This is a genomic window from Undibacterium sp. WLX3042 (assembly GCF_049544825.1).
Lineage (GTDB): Bacteria > Pseudomonadota > Gammaproteobacteria > Burkholderiales > Burkholderiaceae_D > Undibacterium.
Genome location: NZ_CP186698.1, coordinates 3,650,216 through 3,670,904, shown reverse-complemented (window position 1 = coordinate 3,670,904; position 20,689 = coordinate 3,650,216). Strand labels below are relative to the sequence as shown.

The following is a 20,689-nucleotide window of genomic DNA, read 5'->3' as shown; positions in this document are numbered from 1 at the left end:
CTTTTTTTTTAGTATCGCTAACGATTAGGAATGTAGAACCAAAATTTAACCTCTTATGTCGGTCATTTTCACTTTGACAAATATTGTTGTTTTAATTTTTAATAGATTAACGTAAAGTAATTGACAATAGAAATTAGAACAATTTCATCGTGGCTCAATCAGACAATTTTTGTTTTCTCGCAGGACATTCTCCTTTGCTGGCGCAGTTGGGCAGAAGTGCAGAACTAGTTTTCTCAAGTGACCCGAATACCACGTTGATTAAATTACGGCAGCTCGGTGAGGCAATCGCGCAAGATCTTGCCACCAGAGCAGGGGTGGAATTCGACGAGTTCACAACACAAGCAGAATTGCTGAATAAACTTCAGCGTGAGATTCAATTATCCCAAGAGATACGCCAGCTTTTTCATACTTTGCGAATAGAGGGTAATAAGGCCACCCACCAATTCCACACCAAACATAAAGATGCGATGGACGGCTTGAAAGTCGCTCGTGCGTTAGCAATTTGGTTTCATCAAGCTATTGGTAAAGCGGATCAATCATTTAAGCCTGGACCATTCATTCCACCTGTTGACCCTAGTGCGGAATTGCGAACGCTACAAGCCCAGATTGAGGTATTGAAAGCTGATCTTGGGGATAAATCGCAAGCATTGGAAAACAATCAGCAACTCGCATCGTTGATCGCTCAGGAAAAAGAGCAATTTTCTGTTCTGGCTTTGCAAATGGATAGCGAGGCACGGCAATTCGAAGCGTTGGCAAAGCAAAAAGACATAGAACTACAGACGGCACAAAAAGAGTTTCAAGCGCAAATTCTTCAACTGCAGCAAGAGTTGAAGGATAAAACAAGTACAGTTTTCAACAAACAAGTACAGCAAATCAAAGCCAGTACTCAGAAAGCCAGTCGCAGCTTTTCTCCTAACGAAGATCTCACGCGCATCTTAATTGACCAGCAGTTATGTCAGGCCGGTTGGGATGCAGACACGCAGCTAATAAGTTATGCCGGTGGCGCACGCCCGGAAAAAGGCAAAAATAAGGCGATTGCAGAGTGGCCTTGCCTTAATCAACAGTTTGCTGACTATGTTTTATTTGCAGGTTTAACGCCGATTGCGGTTGTCGAAGCCAAGCGTGAAAATGTGAACGTGGCTGGAAAAATTCCTCAAGCCCAACGGTATTCACGTGGTTTTCATATTCATGCAGACCATAAACCTGCCTGGCAGTTGGCGAATCAACAAACTGCCTGGCCAGACGGTGAGCAAGGCTTATTTCAGATCCCTTTCGTTTATTCGTGTAACGGTCGCCCTTACTTAAGGCAACACGCGGAATCCTGCGGGACCTGGTTTCGTGATGTGCGCAAACCGTCAAATCTAGCTAGACCTTTGGTTGATTTTCATCGTCCAGAGGGCTTAATCGATCTTTTGCAAAGAGATATTCGTCATGCCGAATTGACGTTGCATAACGAGAGCTTTGGCTATTTACGCTTACGCGATTATCAGCAAAAGGCAATACAAGCAGTAGAAGCGGCATTAGAGGCACAGCGCCAGCAATGCTTATTGGCGATGGCAACTGGTACCGGTAAGACCCGCACCATCATTGGTTTGATGTATCGCTTCTTGAAGGCGGAACGGTTTAAACGCATCTTGTTTTTAGTTGATCGCACCGCCTTGGGCGAGCAAGCAATCGATGTCTTCAATGATGCGACGCTGGAGCAAAATCTTCCTCTATCCAAACTGTATAACATCGCTGAGCTTGGCGATATGGCGGCGGAGGCAGAAACGCGCATTCAGGTCGCCACCGTACAAGCGATGGTCAAACGTATTTTTCAGTCCGATAATCCGCCCGGCGTGGATGAATTTGATTGCATCATCGTTGATGAAGCGCACCGCGGTTACACCTTGGATCAGGAAATGACCGAAGGCGAATTGCAAGTGCGCGATCAAAACCAATACCAATCAACGTACCGACTGGCGCTGGATTATTTTGATGCGTTCACGGTAGGTCTTACCGCGACACCTGCCAAACATACCAGTGATATCTTTGGTAAGCCTGTCTTTACCTATTCCTATCGTGAAGCAGTGGCAGATGACTGGCTGATCGATCATGAGCCGCCAATCCGTTACGAAACCTTGCTGACCCAGAGTGGAATACATTTTGATCAGGGCGAAGCCGTCAGTGCCATCAATCTCAGTACAGGTGAAGTCGAAACCGCACAACTTGAAGACGAATTGAATTTCAATGTAGAGAATTTCAATAAACGCGTCATTACCGAATCGTTTAACAAAGTTATCTGCGACCAGTTGGCTAAAGAAATCGACCCTCTTGGCGATGAAAAAACCATGATCTTTTGCGCGACCGATGTTCACGCAGATATGGTCAAGCGCTTGTTAGATGATGCTTTTAAAGAGGTGTATGGCGATGACTACAACGAAGCCGCGGTGCGCAAAATTACCGGTGCATCCGACAAAGTGTCACAACTGATCAAGCAATTCAAGAATGAGCATTACCCCAGCATTGCGATCACCGTTGATCTGCTGACGACAGGTATCGACGTGCCCAAGATCTGTCACCTCGTGTTTATGCGCCGCGTCCGGTCGCGTATCCTGTATGAGCAGATGATAGGCCGCGCTACCCGTCGCTGTGATGAAATTGGCAAAACCGTGTTTAAGATTTACGATCCAGTCGGCATCTATGCCGCCTTGCAAGATGTGAATACGATGAAGCCGCTGGTCAAAGACCCCAATATCACGCTGGAGCAATTGGTGGACGAGTTGAATCAGCCAGCCAGTTACGAGGCGCCTGGCGCTGAACCCGGCCAGACGCACGCCCATGATGTCTTGGCCGCGATTAGCCAAAAGGTCATGCGGGTATTACGTAAAGCGCAGAAACAATCAGAATCCAAACCAGCTGTGAAAGCGAAACTGGAGCAATTAGAACAGCAATGGGGTGTGCCACCCAGCCAGCTGCACCGGCATTTGCATCAAATTGGGCCCCAGGCAGCCGCAGATTTTCTGCAACAACATGCGCGAATTCTGGAACATATCGCCGAGGTAAAACAATTAATCGGCAGCGAATACATGCCTATCATTTCTGAGCATCAGGATCGATTTATGGTTCGTGAGCAAAGCTATGGCGCATATAACAAACCAGAAGACTATCTGCAAAGTTTCAATGATTTTGTACGTCAGCAGATGAACCAATCGGCAGCCCTGTCTGTTGTCGTCAATCAGCCCAAAGACCTGACGCGTGAGCAACTAAAAGAAGTCAAGATGCTGCTCGATACCCATCAATACAACGAAGTAACCTTACGCACCGCATGGCGCAATAAAACCAATCAGGATATTGCCGCCAGCATCATCGGCTATATTCGTCAGGCCGCACTGGGCGAAGCCTTGCTGCCTTTCGAGCAACGCGTGGCATTGGCGATGCAAAGCATTTATGCCTCGCGCGCCTGGACACCAGTTCAACGCAAATGGCTCGACAGATTGGCAAAACAACTGGTGCATGAAGTCGTGCTGGATCACCAATTTGTTAACTACGCCTTTAGCGGTGATGGCGGTGCTAAACGCCTCAATACGATGTTAGATAATCAGCTTGACGAAGTGCTGAGTTCGCTGGCTGACCGCATTTGGTCGCAAGCTGCGTAAAGTATGAATTGGCGCAATTCCCAAACCTAAATTAAGAAAACACCTTATTTTAACTTTGTTGATAAGTTAAAATAATGCCTATTCTTAATTTACTTTACGCACAGTTAGCTCCTCATCATGCACCGTGGCATCACCGGTTTTTATACCCCAACCATCGCTGGTGGCATTGCTTGTCAGGCCTTTGTGCCCGCGCCGCTGCCGCCACAACCCGCATTGGACATCAGCGGCAAGCTTCAAACCAGACTCAATGAAGCCCTGATTGCGCTAGGCAGACTCGATGCGATTAGCACCTTGTTGCCGGATGCGAAATTATTTCTGTATAGCTATGTCCGCAAAGAAGCCGTCATGTCTTCGCAAATCGAAGGCACGCAATCTTCCTTGAGTGATTTGATGCTGTATGAAATGGAAGGCGTACCCGGCGTTCCTATGGATGATGTGCAAGAAGTCTCTTGTTACGTGAATGCACTGACCCTGGGGGTGCAACGCATACGCGAAGGCCATCCCATCAGTTTTCGATTACTCACAGAAGTGCATCAAGCCTTGATGACTTCCGGCAGAGGCACGCAACGTGGCCCCGGCGAATTCCGTCGCAATCAAGTCTGGATAGGTGGTCATCGCGCCGACGAAGCGAGCTTCGTACCGCCGCCAGCCAATCACATTGCCGATTGCTGGGCGGCCTTGGAGCAATTCATTAACGATGTGCCAGAACAAACCGCGCCCGTTTTAAAAGCTGCCTTAGCCCATGTGCAGTTTGAAACCATCCATCCGTTTATTGATGGTAATGGCCGTATCGGCCGTTTGCTGATTCCCTTGATATTGGTCGAAGCCGGGGTTTTGAAAGAGCCTTTGCTCTACCTGTCAGTCTTTTTTAAGCGCCATCGCGACACCTATTACCGCTTGCTGCAGCAAGTCCGTACCGATGGCGATTGGGAAGCCTGGCTATTATTTTTTGTTGATGCGATTGCCGCCACCGCGAATCAGGCGGTCGCAACAGCCCAAGCCTTGAATCAACTGTTAGCGCAAGACAAATTGCGTCTTGCCGCATTGGGGCGGTTGTCTGGCTCTGCGACGCAAATACTCGATGCCTTGTTTGCTCATCCAATTGCCAACATAGGCGCGCTGGTCACTGCAACTGGCCTCACGCCCGCCACCATAGGCAAGGCACTCGATGCGCTGCAACTGGAGCTGGGAATAGTGCACGAACTCACAGGCCAAAAACGCAATCGAGTGTATGCCTATCGCGCCTACATCGACATCCTGAATCAGGAAACGCAGTAAAAAAAATACCAAACAAAGTCATTACACTAAAAATTCATCGACAAAGACCCACACCATGAACAATAACGATATCGTGCAAAAACTCTGGAACCTGTGCGACGTTTTACGCGACGACGGCATCAACTATTCCGATTACGTGACCGAGTTGGTCTTGCTGCTGTTCATCAAAATGGAACATGAGAACACCGAAAGCGGCGTCCTGCAAACCCATAAACTGCCCGAATATGCACGCTGGCAAAAGATCTCCAGCCTGTCAGGACTGAATTTGCTCAATCATTACCGCGAAACTTTGCTCAATCTTAGCAAGAGCGAGGACCAGCTCATCAGCGCCATTTATGCCGATGCGCAAACCCGCCTCAAGGAACCGCGCCACCTCGAACAACTGATCAAAAGCTTGGATAGCATCGATTGGTTCAGTGCCAAACAAGACGGCCTCGGTGATTTGTATGAAGGCTTGTTAGAAAAAAACGCCAGCGAAACCAAATCCGGCGCAGGCCAATATTTCACGCCGCGCCCTTTGATCGACAGCATCATCACCCTCATCAAACCACAGCCGGGTGAAACCATACAAGATCCCGCTGCCGGTACCGCAGGCTTTTTGATTGCGGCTGATGCCTATATCCGCAGCAATACCGACGACCTGTACACGCTCAATGACAAACAACGCAGCTTCCAAAAGAATCATGCTTACGTCGGTATGGAGCTGGTCTCAGGCACACGCAGGCTGGCGCTGATGAATTGCCTCTTGCATGGCATGGAAGGCGATGAGCAGGGCGTCATCCACTTGGGCAATACGCTGGGCGCACCGGGCACGACGCTGCCACCGGCCGACATCATCCTCAGCAATCCACCATTCGGCACAGCCAAAGGCGGTGGCGGCCCGACTCGTGATGATTTCACTTTCAGCACCGGTAATAAACAACTTGCATTTTTGCAGCATATCTATCGCAGCCTGAAAGACGGTGGCCGTGCCGCCGTGGTCTTGCCAGACAATGTGTTATTTGAAGCAGGTGTCGGTGCAGACATACGGCGTGACCTGATGGATAAATGCAATCTGCACACCATCCTGCGTCTGCCCACTGGCATTTTTTACGCCGCCGGTGTCAAAACCAATGTGCTGTTTTTCAGCAAAGTCAGCAACAAAGCCACAGCCAGCACACAAAACGTCTGGGTCTACGACCTGCGCGCCAATATGCCCAAGTTTGGCAAGCGCACGCCTTTCACCCGGACTTATTTTGAAGCGTTTGAACAAGCCTATGGCAGCGACCCGCATGGCAACAGCAACAGAACCGACGAGGGCGAAGCAGGGCGCTGGCGCGCATTCAGCCGCGCCTGGATCGCAGAACGGAATGACAGCTTAGACATCGCCTGGCTCAAAGACGACAGCGCCGAAGATGCCGCCGATTTGCCGGAACCTGCGGTGCTGGCGCAATCAGCAATCGGAGAACTGGAAGCGGCCGTGGCGGAATTACAGGCGATTTTGGCAGAGTTGGGTGAAGAGGTGGTGGGATGAGTGGGTTGCCGAAGGGGTGGGTTGAATCTAATGCACTTGAAATCGCTGAGCCAGTAAGGGGGGTAAGCTATAAGAAGGAGCAGGTGAGATTTGCTTCAGAAGCTGGTTATACGGCTGTCCTGCGTGCCAATAACATACAAGAAAATAAAATTCTACTGGAAGATTTGGTGTTCGTTCCGGACGCAAATATCAATCCCCTCCAAAGACTACTGAAGAACGACGTTGTTATTGCAATGTCCAGTGGAAGTTTGTCAGTGGTTGGTAAAAGTGCGCAAGTATCAAGTAATTTGAATGCTTCATTTGGTGCATTTTGTGGTGCTCTTCGGCCCCATTCAATTATTGATCCGAGATATCTTGGGCTGTTTTTAAAGTCTGATCTTTACAGACGAACAATCTCAAATTTGGCACGGGGAACAAATATAAATAATTTAAAGTGGGAACATTTTAAGGAAATTCCGTTACCACTTGCACCTCGTGATGAACAAAAACGCATCGCCGATAAACTCGATACCGTGCTCGCGCGCGTGGATGCATGCCGCGAACGCCTGAACCGCGTCCCCCTCATCCTCAAACGATTCCGCCAATCCGTCCTCGCTGCTGCGACTTCGGGTAAGTTGACTGAGGATTGGCGTAAATTAAATATTTCGGTTATCGATGAACCTAACGTTATTGAAGCCATCCTCTCTCCAATTGTCATTCATGAATCGGACAAACGAAATACTCCATCTGGTTGGGAATGGATCAATTTAACAAAGCTCGCAAAATTGGAGTCGGGACATACACCAAGAAAAACTGTCCCGGAATACTGGGAAAATGGAGATATTCCTTGGATTAGTTTGCAAGATATACGTAATGCAGATGGGCGTGAGCTTTTCGATACAAAGTATAAGCCCACCCAAATTGGAATCGATAATTCTAGTGCGAGAATATTACCTAAAGGTACGGTTTGTTTTTGTAGAGATATTTCGTTTGGCTATGTGACTATCATGGGTAGACCTATGGCAACAACCCAACATTTTGCAAATTGGGTTTGTAATGAAAATCTTCTCCCAAAATTTTTAATGTACGTGTTTATGGCGGGCAGGAATTTTTTATCGATGTCAGGACAAGGGACAACTGTTACAACAATTTATATGCCAGCTTTAAAAGAGTTGAAAATTTTAAGACCTTCAATCGCAGAACAAACCGAAATCGTGCGCCGCGTAGAAACCCTGTTCGCGTTTGCCGACCGCCTCGAAACCCGCTTGGCCAATGCCAGTGCGGCGGCGGATAAGCTCACACCGGCCTTTCTTGCCAAAGCCTTCCGAGGCGAACTGGTGCCGCAAGACCCGAATGATGAGCCTGCTTCCGCCTTATTGCAGCGCCTGGCGCAAGCGAATGCGGGCAAAGAGAAAGCGCCCCGTGCCAAGCGCGGCACTCAAGCCAGCAAAGTCACTCAAGGACAAATGCCAGCATGAGCGAGATCAATTTATTCCAATTGGCTGAGGGAAAAGCAAGAGAGCTGCAACACAAAAATTCCGGGCTGGAAAAATCCTTGCAAAACCTGATCGAAAATAATCTGCAGACCTTGCTGAGTATCCGTTTTCTTGCGTCTGAGTATTCCACCGGCAAAACCCATGCAGGTCGTATCGATACACTGGGGTTGGATGAAAACAATTGCCCAGTGATTCTTGAATACAAACGTTCTTTGTCAGAAAACGTGATTAACCAGGGGTTGTTTTATCTGGATTGGCTCATGGATCACAAAGCCGAATTCGAATTGCTGGTGCATAAGAAGTTAGGTCAAGTAGCTGCCGCTGCGATTGATTGGAGCGTTCCACGCGTCATCTGTATTGCCGCAGATTTCACCCGCTACGACGCCCACGCGGTACAGCAAATCAACCATCAAATTGAATTGATACGCTACCGTTTATTCGGTCATGAATTGCTGTTGCTGGAGCAGGCGAATACTCTGGCATCTGAACGCCCACGGCATTCCGCACGGCAGTCCGGTAGTCGGAACAGCAGAAATCTGGAAGAGGGCGGATCAGAAGTTGAGCCGGTGAATTCAGATACAGAAACGGAACTGGTCGCCGATATTGCCAAATCAAAGAGCAAAGACAAGAGCTATGCAGAATGGTTCGCAGAGATGTCTGCGTCAAAGCAAGATCTGTTAAGCTCGTTAGAGGATTACCTGCTCTCACTGGGGGATGACGTGCAACGGAAAGAGCTTAAACTCTATTGTGCTTTCAAACGCCTCAAGAATTTTGCCACTATCGTGCCAACAAAAAACCGCTTTTTACTTTACCTTCATCTCGACCCAGTCCAACAAAACAATTTGCCAGCGAATGCTCGTGATGTCACTCATATCGGGCATTGGGGAACGGGTGATTTAGAACTTCCCATCAGCAGCGCCGAAGATTTTGAAGCAGTCAAACCTCTGGTTCAACTGGCTTATGAGGGAAGAACGGTTTAATTTATTGCCCAACGCTGATATAAAAGCGAGTCAGCAACGACTAAGAATGTGAGCTTATGAACGGTTGCTTCTGTGTTTAAATTGCACTAGCTCAGACTTGACCTAACACGAACTGTCAGATGAGTTAGAGTTCTGAGAGGCCGATATCGGCACAAAAGCGGACTGTGCGCGAACCTGGATGCGTTATCAAACTTAGATATGAGGGTTCAGATATAAATGCCGATTTACTTTTAACACGACTCATTAGTCATATAGAAATTGCTATGGAACAGAATTGGAGCAGTCCTTGACACTATGCTTACATATGGTTACCACACGGCTTCCAACGGAATGGACTCTATATGGTGATGCCAATACCTTGGTTTTACGTTAAATTTCATAATTATTATTGCGATCGTTTTTGGAGGTGAAAAATGTCTGCGCCTGGAGTGTCAGCACAACGTGGGTATCGATTTCAAGATTATGTGGCGTTGTACTATACCCTGGAGCTTCTCAGGGACAGCGATCTTCTATCGGTCGAGGTAGAGTCTACTGGATTGCCGGAGAGTGAAAATGAACTTCACGTGGACGATGTAATTGTGAGCTATCGTACAGGGCGTAAGAGATTTGTACAGATAAAGATGACTGCGGAAGGTATGACGACATGGAACATGAAATCTCTGCAGCAGAAGGGGGAACTTGAGAAGATTGTTCAGCAATTAAAATTGAATGCAGGAGACACGGTAGAACTTATTTGCCCTCATGGATTCGGTGATCTGGAAGAGCTCTGGAACGATAACATTAAATTTCATGATGTCACCGCGTTGAACGCAAACGGTTCAAAGGCCGCAAAGGATCGGTTGAACGAATTTTGTGAACTTTCGAAATTAAACGAAAAATCTGCATTTGGCTATGTGCGGCAACTTACATTTGGGGCCCGCCACAGGTTACAAGAATGGAAGAGTCTCATTTTGGATAGGCTGTCTACTTATGCCGAAGACCCAGATCGTGCCTTGGAGACGCTGCTGAAGTTGGTGAAAGACCATCAATGCAAAGATTTGCACGTACCAAGTTTACTTACAGCTGATGTATTGAAGAATTGCCTCTATGAGACGGAACTCCTGCGACAGGAAACTGAACAGCCGTCGCCAAGCACAGAGCGAATACCATGGATAGCCGAGTTGATAGTCGCTCACACCAGCAATCCAATGGAATTGAAGCCAATCGGACAGACTGATTTTGACTCGGTCGGATGGAAACGTTCCGGCCCGCTATATTTGTTGGCCATTCGCCCACGGAGGGCAGTGGAGAGCCGACTCATTGACTATCTAGAAGAAAAATTTAGTAGTAAAGAAAATGTATTGCCAATTTTTTCATCCGGTTTTCCAAAGGTAACCGCAAGAATAAAGGACGGATTGTGCGCATACAATCGTTTGTCACAGCTAGCGCCGCCGCCGGTAATCATCCCCTTTTTAATGGACGATAGAAGTAGAAGACGGGGTTGTTAATGCCTTTTTGTATTTCGGTGGTACGCCACCAACGGCTTTGTTCGGACGTTCGTTATTGTGCGCACTTGGAAGCTGGCGGCCAATCAGTTTGCCATCATGTTTGGCGAACGCTTCACCAACGCGATTAACTAAAACCCGGCCCCGCACACACAGAATTTCTTACACGTCCCAACTAGTACAGATTATAGGAAGTTACTTTAAATAAATATTGTTAGCTATTTAAAATTTAAAAATTTCACCAATTTACAGTTCGATAACCTGCTATTTGAGCTCTACGTATTAACTCTTCAATTACTACTTTACTGTAGTAATTAATAATTCTTTCTCGTTCGATAGGATTGTTGGTTTCTGCCTTTTGGAATTCTTTTTCCAGCGATGAGAAATCAGATGCTGACAAATTATTCAGCTGATACTTAATACCATAATCAAATTCATCTTGAGCGGGATAATACAATTGGAAGCCGTTATGGTATGTCTGATATTTCAACTCCCACCAAGCATTCGTGTGAGAAAGTCTAACTCTCGACACTAAGGGCCCCAAGATTTTTCGTTCTATTTTGTTCATTTTGTGTTTAATAAGTTCTAATTTAATAGTCGATGTCACTTGATGTGCATAAATAATGTACACACCATTTGGTAACCAGAACTCGCATTAACGGATCTTTGTGTAATAGCAGATATTGTAAACCTCCCTCAATCAGTGCATGTATTAATAGATACGGATTTGGCGAGAATTCCTGCGCCTAAATGAAAAGGAGTAAACGGCATAAAAGAGATCGGGTGATGTTGTTAAATTTCAGTGTTAATGCTCAGTTTTTACCTGAACAATTTAATCCAGTTTCCACTGTCTGGCTGATCGCACAAGACTATTCTCCATTGTGATTTCGCAGATGCTCCTGTCAAAAGCAAAAATGCCATGGAATGCAGCAATAAATTTGTGCTGATTGTTGGCATCCTCAAAGTAAACTGACATTTTTGGATCTGCGCCGAAAGAGATCGCTTTTTCTTTTATGCCACTTGCTGATGAGTTGATCGCTACGGAGTGGCAAAACGCCGCACTCGCTTTGCTTGCTTGTCGCTTTTGGTCAATGCCAAGCGCTACCAGCGCAGCAAACACGCTGAAGATGACAATCACACCTTTAGATATATTTTTTAAATAGTTCATAGTTTTTTACGTCATTCTTGCATTCAAGATGGCACGCCAAAGTTCTGCCAGTGTTCCATTAAATCCCCAGATCATTGCGCAACTGAAGTACAAGCCTGTGGATGCCAGCAGGTTTTCATAACGGATCATGGTGTTGCCAAGAAGTGTGTGATAAACCCAGTAACAGCCATCTACCGACCAATACCAGGCAAAAATGGCACCGACTATCGACCATGATAATTTTCTTTCGCTGTAATTCTTTAGTATTGTCCTGATACACCACGGAGCGCTCAGGTACGTGGAAAGACCCATCACAAAGCAGATGCCGATATCCCAGTCGCTGAATTGATAGTGAATCGCACCCCAGATCAGCCAGCTCATACCTATTGCAAAGGTGAGCAGTTTCCAGGGGCGTAGCAAGTCTGCAAGGTACAAGGTTTGATTCATCGCATTGCTTTCACTTAAATCGGGTAGGTTTTGTGAAACTTGATTATATACAGTTAAAGTGTTTTAATGTTGTGTATGAATAAAACGACTCCTACCTCGTCAGAAGAGTTTACGCTCGCAGATCTTTGTGTTCTGGCTGATATGCCAGTTCGCACGGTGCGTTATTACGTGCAGATAGGTTTAGTGGATAAGCCGCACGGGGAAACACGCGCCGCCAGATACCACACTCATCATCTTGAGCAACTGCTGCTTGTTAAAAAGTGGACTGCTGCGGGAGTTTCGCTCGATCGGATTCGTGAACTCTTGCATGGCGAAGATCCGCCTGTTCCGGCAAAGCCCCAGGTTGCCGGCAGCATCGAAGTGCGCAGTCATCTGACTGTCGCTGATGGTATTGAGATCGTGATTGAGCCGGGGCGCGCCGGCTTAACGCCAGAACAGCTCAGGGAATTCGCCCTTGGTGTAATGCAGATCTACGCTGATTTAACTGAAAAAAAATAGGTTCTTTCCCTTAACCGAGGGTTTTGTTGCGCTGCTGAATATCAATAAATATCAATTTGTATGTAAGGGAAAGAGATGAATACACTTCAACATGCCTGCCTGACAACGACGAGTGGTAAAGAGTTCATATTGGAACGTATTCGTATGACGGGCGATGTGCGGGGACTGATGCTTGATATGCAGGTAACTCAGGAATTTTGCAATCACCTGTCTTCTCATACTGAAGTGATTTATACCTTCCCTTTGCCGTGGGGCGCGGTGTTGCTGAGTGTTGAGGTGACTCTTGGAGATAAAAAGCTGACGGGTATGGTGGTCGGTAAAAAGCAGGCTGAAGCGGAGTACGAGGGGGCGCTGTCTTCCGGAGATACAGCAATTATGCTGGAAAAAAATTCCGATGATAGTTACAGCCTGAATCTCGGTAATCTTGCACCAAAAGAGCGTTGCAGTATCTTTATCCGCTATGCGCAAACGCTGCAGTTTGAACAACATGGCTTACGCTTGTTGATCCCAACTGTGATTGCGCCAAGGTATGACGGCAGTCAGGCTTATGTGCCTAAGAGATCTGACATTCCTGAACATCTGATCCCGCGGCATACTTTGGCGGCTGACTATCCCTTCGACATCGAAGTCCGGCTGCACGACGTGCTCGCACAGGCACGAATTGCGTCACCCAGTCATCTGGTCGCGCTGAAACACCAGGATGGTACTGCTTACGTATCACTGAGTCGGCAAGGAACTCTTGATAGAGATTTCGTACTGGTATTGGATCAGCTTTCAGCTAATGCTGTTGTCGCTACCGGGCCAGATTATCTCAACCCTGAGCGCCAGGTTATGCTTGCCAGCTTTTACCCTCAGATCACGCAAAATACGGACACCCATATTTCGGTAAAAATTCTGGTTGATTGTTCCGGCTCAATGGCCGGGGACAGCATGGCTGCAGCACGTCGTTCATTAAAGACGATTGTGGACAATTTAACTGAGGGTGATCACTTTAGTCTCAGTCGTTTTGGTACTCATGCAGAACATCGTTCGCGTGCGATGTGGAAGTCAGCCCCCGCAAGTAAAGCTGCCGCTCAGCAATGGATAGAAAGACTTGAGGCGGATTTAGGTGGTACCGAAATGGAGGCAGCACTCAGTTCCACTTTCAAATTGAATGAGAAGGTCCGGAGTGATGTGTTGATGATTACGGATGGGGATATCACAGATATACAGAGTGTCATTCTTGCTGCTGAAAAATCAGGACACCGTTTATTCATTGTAGGTGTGGGTAACAGTCCAGCTGAGAGCCATTTGCGTCGGCTTGCGGATGCAACCAAAGGCGCATGTGACTTTGTTGCCACCAGCGAGGCAGTCGAGCCAGCAGTTCTGCGGATGTTTAACCGCTTACGGTCACCGCATGTCGACAATGTACGCTGTGTCTGGCCGGAAAACTGCACCCCGGTCTGGACCTCGGAAAGCACAAGCAGTGTGTTTGAAGGAGATACGTATCATGTGTTTGCACTGTTTGAGCAAAAGCCTGAGGGCGTTATCCGACTGCAGGGGCAGCGAGCGGGAAGTACATCGGTGGACGAACTTGGCACAATCGATCTGTCATCTGCGACAACGTCCGATCATCAATTATCCAGAGTCGCCGCTAACGCCAGACTGAATGCGTCATCATTGATCGGCCCTAACAGTACTGAAGCAGAAAAAATCGCATTAGATTACCAACTGGTCACGGAGCAAACTAATTTCCTGTTAATTCATGAGCGGCCCGAGTCAGAAAAAGCAAGTGACATGCCGGCTCTTTATCAAGTGAAACATATGATACCGGCTGGCCATAGCGGAATGGGGCAGACAAGATTGAGAACGATCGATCCTTTGGTTTTCGATTCCGCGAGTTGCAAGCCAGCTGTGTACCGTATGGCGACGAGCAGCGACCGGATTCGTTTGGCGTCAAGCAGCGACCGGGTAGAAAATGGAATGGAAATGTACGATATCCCGGCCTTTCTCCGAAAAAAACCAGATGACGTAGTAACAGCGCCTGAATCAGTGGATGAGGATGACGCTGTGGCCGGATCAACGCTGCAAGGAAAAGAAAAATTATCGCCATTGGGGTTGTTGACCTTATTAGACACAACACCGGAAAGAAATTGGCCGATCTGCTTTGATGATCTGCGTCATATTGATCTGAGCGAAAGCCTGATTGAATGGTTGGAGTTCGTCGTCATGCCTGAATTTCCGTGGGCGACCGAAAGTATCGTCGTGGCCAGTTTCATCCGTGCTGTGGCGTCGATGAATGTCTGCCGCGTTATGCCAGAACAAGCAAAAAAGAAAGCAGATACCCGTTCAATCTTCAAGCGATTCTTCAAGAAAAACGAACAGCTTTTACCTCAGAATATCAGTCCAGATGTCGATATGAAGATCGTCGGAGAAATACAGCTCCTGTTGAAAGGAGCTAAGCCACAACAATGGCCGGTGGAGTTTAATGATTTTGTTGATGATTAAATCCTTGTTTAATCGACACAATTGTTGTTCATTCGATTGCCGGATAACGAAACGATGGACAAAATCACGACGACCGTGATTTTGTCCGTTCAGTAAAAAGGGAGGGAAACGCCGAATGAATACTTCCGTGATTTGCTCAGTGATATCTCCCATCCCTAATTAAATTTCCATACTACTGCGGAATGAAGTGAATTATTAACCGCAGACGCAAGACAAAAACTACCCTAGATACGAAAAATTTAGACAAACCTGAGGAGAGCCTGATGGCAACAAAGTTTCATCCAGAAGTGCGCAAGCAATTGAGGAACATGATGGAAAAAACCTTTACTGCCTTTTTCACATCAATGCAATCAGAATCATTTTCTGAGCCGGACTCAGCCGAGACCATTTCTATCTTGCTCGAAGCGATAGCCGATGCTTCATCAAATATGGTTGCTGATCACCACGATCGTGAGGCATTACTGAATACATTTGCGCTAGATATTTTAGACAGAACTAAGGACTAAATAACGCAAATCGTTCCATTCGAAAGCGTATAAATACCAAGCGAACTCCATCGCTACAGGCATGGGCTTACAATTTTTTCACGGCACCTAGTGTCATGCCAATCGGATGCAGTAGTTTTTCTGCTGTCATTAAAGTCGGACTTGATTCCCCGCGTTCGATATCTTGCAATGTTCGGGCAGATACACCGCACAGCTTCGCATATTCGGGAATCGTGAAGCGTAATCCTGTACGTATTTTCCGGATGACGGCAGGAATAGGGGTCGTCGGTTTTGCGGTGAGTTCTTCTAGCAAATGGCGACGAATTTGTAGCTCCTCCATCGGAGTCAAAGGTTTATAGCGTTTATCCATTTACAAATCCTCCAACTGCGTACGCACGTTTTTCAAGGTGTTTTCAAATGGATGCAACATTTCTTCTTCTATCCCACATTCTTTCGCATAATTGCGTAACGTAGACATTGGCGCAGCCATGGCTTGTACGCCGGACTTGAGTGTTGAGATATCGAGGTTTGTTGCTTCACTGGCTTGCTGAATCACACTTCTCCAGTTTGGCAGCCCGCCATCATCGGATTGCCACCGAATACGTCTGGCAATACCGTCTGGATGCAGCCACATAGGTGCAAAATCAAATAAAGGCGTCAATCCAATGTGACCATCTATGCCTCGTTGTATTGCGGTGTTCCTCGCGTGGTTGTCCTTGTTCCCCAAAACGATATTGGCGATATCTCGCTTGATATATTCAATAATGGTTTTTTCGGGTTCCGTGACGACTTTGCTCAGTTTCTGGCAAATCTGGTTGTGATTCGGTAGCCCAGAAAATCCTGTGATTTCACAGAGAGAAGCAATACTTTCCTGACCGAAGCGAATGACTTTTCCATTCTGAATCTGGCGATCAAAACGGGGAATGAACAATGCACGTTCGCGCAAGATCAATTCTGCATACACATTCAGTCCTAAATACTTTGCCAGTCGCATGTAGGGGGCTTCCAAACGCAAAATATTTGCCAGGGATGGATCGGTGCCACGTCCAAACTTTACGATGTAATGTTGTTCTGCCTGATCGTCAGCGAGTGTGTGATCAAGATAAAGCAGTCCATCATGTGCTCTGGTCAGTAAAATTTTCGGCCATTCGCCTTGAACACCTGAGGAGCCCGCTAAAAACAAACCGTGTTGTGCCAGATATTCATTAAACTCGCCGGCTCTGGACGCAACTTCATCAAGGGTAAATCCACGAGGCAAGCCAGATGTTCTCTCCGAAGCCCAACTATGTGCCTCTTTAATTCGGAGATTACCAATAGGATTTCCTGCACCCGAACAAAGCAGTGCCCAATCGGCAGCAGAACCAGCCGTTATGTCTTTATGAAGCTGTTTCAATAATTCAATTCGTCCAAAGCCTTGTGGAAGTAAATCAATCAGAAACGCCGGCCACGAATTCAAGGCATAAGAATCCAGATTAACTGGCATATTGACTGAAAGCGCACTTGCATCGCATTTTTCCCAATGTTTCAGGATGTACTCTTGCAGATAAACCAAATAGGTCGATGCCTTCATGCCAAAGGCTGAATCTCCGGTCAGCTCAAGTACTGCCGCGTCATGCCAGGCATTCTCGATAAAAATTTGTATAGTGCAGTCATTTAATTCCATTTGCACATTATAGTGGTATAAATATGTAATGCAATGGATTTATATATGCTACTAAAGTGTGTATTTATGCTCTCTGTCCACAAATAATTTTGTTACTTAGTCGAGACTATGTTTGCAATTGCATGGCCAGATTGACCTGGCTGTATTGATTTCGCTGTGAAACTTTCCTGATCTGCGGTAGGAGAGTTGAATCGCCACGAGTAATGTAGACACTCTCCAGCCTATAATTTAGGCCAACAGGAGAAGTGATGAACAACAAACGATATACCGACGAATTTAAAATTGAGGCAGTCAAACAAGTTACTGAGCGCGGCCATGCGGTCACGGATGTGGCAGCGACTCGATGTCAGTTCCCATAGCCTCTATCAGTGGGTAAAACGCTTTAGCGCACCGCCAGCCGAACGCAAAGCAGCCGATGACCAGCCAGCCGAACTCCGCCGCCTCAAAGCCGAATTGAAACGGGTCAGCGAGGAGCGCGATATCTTAAAAGGCGTTCGTGCAAGCACACCAGTCCGGCTATCCAGTGCGCCGACTGTGCAAAGTGATGGAAATTCACCCGAGCGGTTATTACGCCTGGCTGCACACGCCAGAGTCAGAACGACACATCGAAGACCAGTGCTTGCTAGGACAAGTGAAACAATCCTGGCTGGAAAGCGGCTCTGTCTATGGCTATCGCAAAGTCTGGCAAGACTTGCGTGAGCTGGGTGAAGTCTGCGGCGTCAATCGTGTACACCGACTGATGCGTCAGGCACATCTGCGTTCGCAGACTGGCTACCATCGCCGTCCACGCGCCCGTAGCGGCCCAGTTTCGGTGCATGCGCCCAATCATCTGCAAAGACAGTTTGCACCGACCGAACCGAATCGCGTGTGGGTCACCGACATCACCTATATTCGCACCCATGAAGGCTGGCTGTATCTCGCGGTAGTACTGGACTTGTTCTCGCGACAGGTCATCGGCTGGTCGATGGGTTCGCGTATCGACCGTGAGCTGGCGTTGAATGCCTTACTGATAGCAGTCTGGCGGCGTCAACCCAAACAAACCGTGATGGTGCATTCAGATCAGGGAAGTCAATTCAGCAGCTATGATTGGCAGAATTTCCTCAAAGCACACAACCTGAAACAGAGTATGAGCCGTCATGGAAACTGTCATGACAACGCGGTGGCTGAAAGTTTTTTCCAGTTACTCAAGCGCGAGCGGATACGCAGAAAAGTGTATGAAACAAGGGAAAAGGCGAAGCGTGATATCTTTGATTACATTGAGATGTTCTACAATCCGAAACGTCGGCATAGTTTCAGCAAGCAGCTATCACCGATGAATTATGAAAAACAATAATTTGAACGGCTGGCGAGTGTCTAGGGAACTCGTGGCGATTCAATATCCAAATATCTACTAGAATAAATATAAAGAACAAATATGGATCTTTCTATGAGCACAACTGCAGTTAATCCAAAACCAGAAGCACAACAATTATCTGCTATTGGTCTCAAGACCTTTTTCAACATCGCATCCGCATGGAAGTTGAAGAGTGATCAGGAGATGATTTTACTGGGTTCGCCAAGTCGCTCCAATTTTGATAACTGGAAACGCAATCCGTCTGCTGCCAATCTCAGCCGAGATACACTGGAGCGTATTTCTTACATTTTAGGAATATACAAAGCACTGCAGATTCTATTGCCAGATCCTAAAGCAGCTGACGAATGGATTTCAAAGCCAAACGTAGAAGCTATATTCGGAGGAGAGTCTGCCTTGGCCAGAATGTTGTCTGGCAATGTGTCCGACTTGTTCGTGGTACGGCAATACCTCGATGCTATTCGGACAGGATGAATGATCCAATGGTGTGCATTCACTAGAAGCAAGGATAGTGCAGGAGATAACGCACTATAAATCTTTAATTTTGTTGCAAATTGCGTCAAATTCTGCTTTCACTGCTTGCCTGAAATCTTCCCGAGAGGGGCGGTTGTTCTCATCCGAAAAAATATCTTTCAACTCCAAGCTTCTCGTATCCATCGTCGCCACCGCATATTCCAAAAAGCTGTTATAGCCTTCTGGCGGCCTCAGCCCATGTCCGGCCCACGCTGCAATTGGTGCGAGATTTGACGGATTTTTGTGGTCATCCATGCTTAACTCCTTCAGACATAGGTGTGAGATAACGGTAAAAATAACTTATAACGCGCAGAGTTCAAAAGACTTAGTTTCTTAGAATTACAAAAAAATTCAAAATTAAACATCTCATTGAACAATTTATAGAGTTTAAGGGTATGCGGATTTTATGATTGAAATGGTGTAAATATGAATCCTTACTCCATTTCATTCCCGTGTTGACGCACTTCAAATCTCACCTCTCTCCAGCATCGCAATCAACGACTCCATATCCACCCCATAGTTCTTTTCTGGTACGTACGGCTTGGGTGGTTTAGGCTGGTGCAGTTGCAATGGTTTAGCTGGTGCCGACATGCTATACGCAGCAAGTGACGGGATGAGCATCAGTTCATCGTTTTCGATCTGAATTTTCTCTTTCACTGGCCGTTTTTCAAACTTAGGCCGTGACTGCTTATGTTTGTGCAATCCTTCCGTGAACAGCATTTTGGCACGTAGTGCTTCAAAGCTATAACCACGGCCACTGCGATTCATGACGCGCACCAGGTTGTTTAAGCTTTCGGTGTAGGCATTGGTAATGGGATGCTCAAAGTAACCCATAATCTCCGGTAGCCAGTTGTTGAATGCGGTCAGAATAGGCTGGAAGTGCGGTTCAAGCTCAGTCGGGATGGATCGCGTCCAGTCTTTATAGGCTTGTAGCGCTTCGTAGTGATCTGGCGCATCCCAAATGCCATAGAATTCTTCTTTGAGCCTGTGCGCCATGCCTAGCAGTGGGTAGTTTGATGTCCAGCCGGATAGCAGCAACGCTTCTTTGTCGTTCAGGTCGTGTTCGCGCTTGAGCAGCACGAACCGGTCATGCATCAGACCACGGCGCTGTTTGAGTGTTAGTTCAGCGCGTGTCGCCTTGCGTACGCTTTCCATTGCCACATTCGCCATACGCACGACGTGGAATTTATCAACGACGATCCGGGCATCCGGCAGCACCGCCCTGACGGCTTCTTTGTACGGTTGCCACATGTCCATCGCGACGTATTGAATATTCTTTCGCTCTTCAAGTCTAAACAGATACTTCGCTACTGTGTCTTTATTGCGATTGACCAGCATATCAACGATCGTGCGGTTTTGAATGTTCGTGATGACGCAGCGCGGTTTGATGAGGTAAATTTCATCAATGCCCAACCACTTTGGCGTATCGAACTTGATTGTCTTTTCGAGTTCAGCAACATAATCACGGAAGATGGGGTCCGTCTAAACAAACGGAGCTAAAGTTCCACAGAAATGATAAATCAGCCGTTTTTTAAAGTCCGTTGACATATTCTATCCCTCGACCATCAAATCGTTGAATGTAGCGCGTTCTGACAGGCCGATCTCTCGCCCCCTCCCCAGCACTTAAATCGCGATTATTTATGGCCGCGACGCACGGCTCCAGCGCTTTATCAACCATTCCAGCATATCGCCTCTCGAATTGCAGTCGGTTATTCAGGATAGAATGCCCG

Annotated in this window: 17 protein-coding genes and 1 pseudogene; 11 read left to right on the top strand and 7 right to left on the bottom strand. The window is 47.1% G+C overall.

Features of this window, described 5'->3' with window-relative positions:
- Positions 1-149: 149 nt before the first annotated feature.
- From hsdR to ACPAOP_RS16715, 6 genes are all read left to right on the top strand, one after another.
- The gene (hsdR, locus tag ACPAOP_RS16740; protein WP_423708769.1) at positions 150-3,638 is read left to right on the top strand and encodes a type I restriction-modification system endonuclease; all 3,489 of its coding nucleotides are present in this window, start codon (positions 150-152) and stop codon (positions 3,636-3,638) included.
- A gap of 117 nt (positions 3,639-3,755) precedes the next feature.
- Positions 3,756-4,916: a Fic family protein gene (locus ACPAOP_RS16735; RefSeq protein WP_423708768.1), complete on the top strand. Its 1,161-nt coding sequence runs from the start codon at positions 3,756-3,758 to the stop codon at positions 4,914-4,916.
- Between the two features lie 55 nt (positions 4,917-4,971).
- The gene (locus tag ACPAOP_RS16730; RefSeq protein ID WP_423708767.1) at positions 4,972-6,429 is read left to right on the top strand and encodes an N-6 DNA methylase; all 1,458 of its coding nucleotides are present in this window, start codon (positions 4,972-4,974) and stop codon (positions 6,427-6,429) included.
- On the top strand, positions 6,426-7,886 hold the full coding sequence (locus tag ACPAOP_RS16725; RefSeq protein ID WP_423708766.1) for a restriction endonuclease subunit S: 1,461 nt from the start codon (positions 6,426-6,428) through the stop codon (positions 7,884-7,886). Before ACPAOP_RS16730 ends, ACPAOP_RS16725 begins: the two co-directional genes overlap by 4 nt.
- On the top strand, positions 7,883-8,884 hold the full coding sequence (locus tag ACPAOP_RS16720) for a DUF5655 domain-containing protein (RefSeq protein ID WP_423708765.1): 1,002 nt from the start codon (positions 7,883-7,885) through the stop codon (positions 8,882-8,884). Before ACPAOP_RS16725 ends, ACPAOP_RS16720 begins: the two co-directional genes overlap by 4 nt.
- Before the next feature lie 413 nt (positions 8,885-9,297).
- A complete protein-coding gene (locus tag ACPAOP_RS16715; RefSeq protein ID WP_423708764.1) occupies positions 9,298-10,371 on the top strand; it encodes a dsDNA nuclease domain-containing protein in 1,074 nt (357 codons plus the stop codon).
- A gap of 235 nt (positions 10,372-10,606) precedes the next feature.
- On the opposite strand, the gene ACPAOP_RS16710 is transcribed toward ACPAOP_RS16715, so the two are convergent.
- The 3 genes from ACPAOP_RS16710 to ACPAOP_RS16700 form a co-directional block, all read right to left on the bottom strand.
- A complete protein-coding gene (locus ACPAOP_RS16710) occupies positions 10,607-10,936 on the bottom strand; it encodes a hypothetical protein (RefSeq protein WP_423708763.1) in 330 nt (109 codons plus the stop codon).
- 264 nt (positions 10,937-11,200) lie between these two features.
- Positions 11,201-11,536, bottom strand: a complete 336-nt coding sequence (locus ACPAOP_RS16705; RefSeq protein WP_423708762.1) for a hypothetical protein — start codon at positions 11,534-11,536, stop codon at positions 11,201-11,203.
- Positions 11,537-11,542: 6 nt separating this feature from the next.
- Entirely contained in the window at positions 11,543-11,962 is a 420-nt protein-coding gene (locus tag ACPAOP_RS16700) for a hypothetical protein (RefSeq protein ID WP_423708761.1), read from the bottom strand.
- A 75-nt stretch (positions 11,963-12,037) separates the two neighbouring features.
- Between ACPAOP_RS16700 and ACPAOP_RS16695 the strand changes: the two genes are divergently transcribed.
- From ACPAOP_RS16695 to ACPAOP_RS16685, 3 genes are all read left to right on the top strand, one after another.
- Positions 12,038-12,460 (top strand): MerR family transcriptional regulator, encoded by a 423-nt coding sequence (locus ACPAOP_RS16695; RefSeq protein ID WP_423708760.1) that lies wholly within the window; start codon positions 12,038-12,040, stop codon positions 12,458-12,460.
- 75 nt (positions 12,461-12,535) lie between these two features.
- Positions 12,536-14,947, top strand: a complete 2,412-nt coding sequence (locus ACPAOP_RS16690) for a VIT and vWA domain-containing protein (RefSeq protein ID WP_423708759.1) — start codon at positions 12,536-12,538, stop codon at positions 14,945-14,947.
- Positions 14,948-15,210: 263 nt separating this feature from the next.
- Positions 15,211-15,453 (top strand): hypothetical protein, encoded by a 243-nt coding sequence (locus ACPAOP_RS16685; RefSeq protein ID WP_423680244.1) that lies wholly within the window; start codon positions 15,211-15,213, stop codon positions 15,451-15,453.
- Positions 15,454-15,520: 67 nt separating this feature from the next.
- On the opposite strand, the gene ACPAOP_RS16680 is transcribed toward ACPAOP_RS16685, so the two are convergent.
- Positions 15,521-15,802 carry a helix-turn-helix domain-containing protein gene (locus ACPAOP_RS16680; RefSeq protein WP_423680245.1) on the bottom strand — a complete coding sequence of 94 codons (282 nt, stop codon included), beginning with the start codon at positions 15,800-15,802 and terminating at the stop codon, positions 15,521-15,523.
- Positions 15,803-17,095 carry a type II toxin-antitoxin system HipA family toxin gene (locus ACPAOP_RS16675; protein ID WP_423708758.1) on the bottom strand — a complete coding sequence of 431 codons (1,293 nt, stop codon included), beginning with the start codon at positions 17,093-17,095 and terminating at the stop codon, positions 15,803-15,805.
- 248 nt (positions 17,096-17,343) lie between these two features.
- On the opposite strand from ACPAOP_RS16675, the pseudogene ACPAOP_RS16670 reads away from it, so the two are divergent.
- Positions 17,344-18,428 (top strand): annotated as a pseudogene (locus ACPAOP_RS16670) (IS3 family transposase).
- Between the two features lie 93 nt (positions 18,429-18,521).
- Positions 18,522-18,920 (top strand): MbcA/ParS/Xre antitoxin family protein, encoded by a 399-nt coding sequence (locus tag ACPAOP_RS16665; RefSeq protein ID WP_423680247.1) that lies wholly within the window; start codon positions 18,522-18,524, stop codon positions 18,918-18,920.
- Between the two features lie 54 nt (positions 18,921-18,974).
- Here the strand turns inward: ACPAOP_RS16665 and ACPAOP_RS16660 are convergent, their stop codons facing one another.
- Positions 18,975-19,214 carry a hypothetical protein gene (locus ACPAOP_RS16660; RefSeq protein WP_423708757.1) on the bottom strand — a complete coding sequence of 80 codons (240 nt, stop codon included), beginning with the start codon at positions 19,212-19,214 and terminating at the stop codon, positions 18,975-18,977.
- Between the two features lie 210 nt (positions 19,215-19,424).
- A complete protein-coding gene (locus ACPAOP_RS16655) occupies positions 19,425-20,432 on the bottom strand; it encodes an ISL3 family transposase (protein WP_423710036.1) in 1,008 nt (335 codons plus the stop codon).
- Positions 20,433-20,689 lie beyond the last annotated feature (257 nt).

Coding starts and splice junctions, on each gene's coding strand:
- ACPAOP_RS16735 (WP_423708768.1), top strand. CDS start 3,756: ATGCACCGTGGCATCACCGGTTTTTATACCCCAACCATCGCTGGTGGC.
- ACPAOP_RS16730 (WP_423708767.1), top strand. CDS start 4,972: ATGAACAATAACGATATCGTGCAAAAACTCTGGAACCTGTGCGACGTT.
- ACPAOP_RS16725 (WP_423708766.1), top strand. CDS start 6,426: ATGAGTGGGTTGCCGAAGGGGTGGGTTGAATCTAATGCACTTGAAATC.
- ACPAOP_RS16720 (WP_423708765.1), top strand. CDS start 7,883: ATGAGCGAGATCAATTTATTCCAATTGGCTGAGGGAAAAGCAAGAGAG.
- ACPAOP_RS16715 (WP_423708764.1), top strand. CDS start 9,298: ATGTCTGCGCCTGGAGTGTCAGCACAACGTGGGTATCGATTTCAAGAT.
- ACPAOP_RS16710 (WP_423708763.1), bottom strand. CDS start 10,936: ATGAACAAAATAGAACGAAAAATCTTGGGGCCCTTAGTGTCGAGAGTT.
- ACPAOP_RS16705 (WP_423708762.1), bottom strand. CDS start 11,536: ATGAACTATTTAAAAAATATATCTAAAGGTGTGATTGTCATCTTCAGC.
- ACPAOP_RS16700 (WP_423708761.1), bottom strand. CDS start 11,962: ATGAATCAAACCTTGTACCTTGCAGACTTGCTACGCCCCTGGAAACTG.
- ACPAOP_RS16695 (WP_423708760.1), top strand. CDS start 12,038: ATGAATAAAACGACTCCTACCTCGTCAGAAGAGTTTACGCTCGCAGAT.
- ACPAOP_RS16690 (WP_423708759.1), top strand. CDS start 12,536: ATGAATACACTTCAACATGCCTGCCTGACAACGACGAGTGGTAAAGAG.
- ACPAOP_RS16685 (WP_423680244.1), top strand. CDS start 15,211: ATGGCAACAAAGTTTCATCCAGAAGTGCGCAAGCAATTGAGGAACATG.
- ACPAOP_RS16680 (WP_423680245.1), bottom strand. CDS start 15,802: ATGGATAAACGCTATAAACCTTTGACTCCGATGGAGGAGCTACAAATT.
- ACPAOP_RS16675 (WP_423708758.1), bottom strand. CDS start 17,095: ATGGAATTAAATGACTGCACTATACAAATTTTTATCGAGAATGCCTGG.
- ACPAOP_RS16665 (WP_423680247.1), top strand. CDS start 18,522: ATGAGCACAACTGCAGTTAATCCAAAACCAGAAGCACAACAATTATCT.
- ACPAOP_RS16660 (WP_423708757.1), bottom strand. CDS start 19,214: ATGGATGACCACAAAAATCCGTCAAATCTCGCACCAATTGCAGCGTGG.